The organism is Oleiphilus sp. HI0123 (genome assembly GCF_001635315.1).
In genome coordinates, this window is the sequence record NZ_LWGE01001740.1 from 1 (window position 1) to 1522 (window position 1522).

The window sequence follows — 1522 nt, forward strand, 5'->3', positions numbered from 1 at the left end:
CAATCACTTTGACTTGGCCACCGCAGTGTTCACAGACCTCGATGTCGATGGTAAAAACACGCTTGAGTCGTTGCATCCAGGTCATAGCGCGGTGGCGCTCTGCAGGGCTCTTGTCACACCAGTCAGTATCGAGACCTTCCGATTGATCGGGCTTTTTGCCCCGCTTAGCGGGTGTTACTTGAACGCGGTGTTTGCTGTTCGGTGCAAAAAGCCCGTGGAATCGAGTAAGGTTGACCCTAGGCTTGGGTACCAAAGCCGCTAGCTTGGCAATGAAATCCAGTGGTTCGAAGATCACATGCGTAGTGCCATTGCGGTAAGGGGTTTTGAGCTCGTAGCGGATTTGTCCATTGGCGGTCAATGCCAGACGCTTTTCCGAGATCGCTGGCCGACTGATATAGCGACACAGGCGCTCAAGCTTATCTCGCTGATGCGCTTCGGCCATCACGCCAGCGTGCAAGGAGAACCCTGCGTGGTTGGCTACTCGGCTGCTAGCATCAGCCTTATCTTCTCGCCCCGGTAAAGTTTGCAGAGTAAAGACCTTGCGCCCCTGCTGGGGGCCGGTGGCAATGCGGTAAGTGACCGAATGGCCGTGTAATTGGGTGAGCGTATCCTCCTCGCCCTCTTCCAATGTCAACCAGGTATTTTCGACATCTCGCTCGAGTAGCCCTTGCTTTTCCAGGCAGCGAGCTATGCGGTGGCTAAGGGTGTGAACGAGGGTATTCAGCTCATCGTGGGTCGGCGCTTTGACCCGATGGAAGCGCTGTTTACCATGGCCGTCTTCGGTGTAAATCCCGTCGAGAAACAGCATGTGGTAGTGTACATTCAGATTCAGCGCGGAGCCAAAGCGTTGGATGAGCGTTACCGATCCACTTTGTGCCGTAGCCTTGGTAAAACCCGCTTTCTTAATCAGATGGGTTGAGAGTATACGGTAAACGATGCTCAAGACCTTGCCCATCAGCTCCGGGTAACGGGCCAGCAAAAAGCGCAACTGGAAAGGAAAACTCAGCACCCATTGGCGAATAGGCTCTGCGGGAAATACTTCATCCACCAAAAGTGCGGCACTCTCCACCATCCGGCGGGCACCGCAGCTGGGGCAGAAACCACGCCGTTTGCAGCTGAAAGCGACCAAACGCTCGTGATGACAGTCTTCACAGCGCACACGCAAAAAGCCATACTCTAGCCGACCACATTGGAGAAAATCCTCGAATTCTCTCTGAACGGGGTCCTAGGGATTTTGCCTCCATATATTGCAAAAACCTCTGAAGCCCCCGTCTGCCGTGGCTTGTAGAGGGGTATCAACTTTCATTTCTAGGTCGATAGCCCTCAATCGGTGCCATTAAGTCCTCCAGTTTTGGCAGTTCGCCCGTCGGCGCGAACGTGTATGTACCCCGGAAGTTGATGTTCTCCCAAGCTACCGGTGAGNCCCGCTTGACTGTTTCCTGGTATCTGTCATTGCGCTGTTCCTCGAANCTGTCCAGCAGGTTACTGAGTACTTTCGAGTTGAAGTAGATGATGGCATTAG

At 53.8% G+C, this 1522-nt stretch carries 1 protein-coding gene and 1 pseudogene; both read right to left on the reverse strand.

Annotated elements, in window-relative coordinates:
• Positions 1-1219, reverse strand: a pseudogene (locus A3761_RS23490) (IS91 family transposase); the annotation flags it as partial.
• Positions 1220-1295: 76 nt separating this feature from the next.
• Positions 1296-1522: Tn3 family transposase (locus A3761_RS23495; protein ID WP_156492067.1), on the reverse strand; the 227-nt coding region annotated here is incomplete at its 5' end.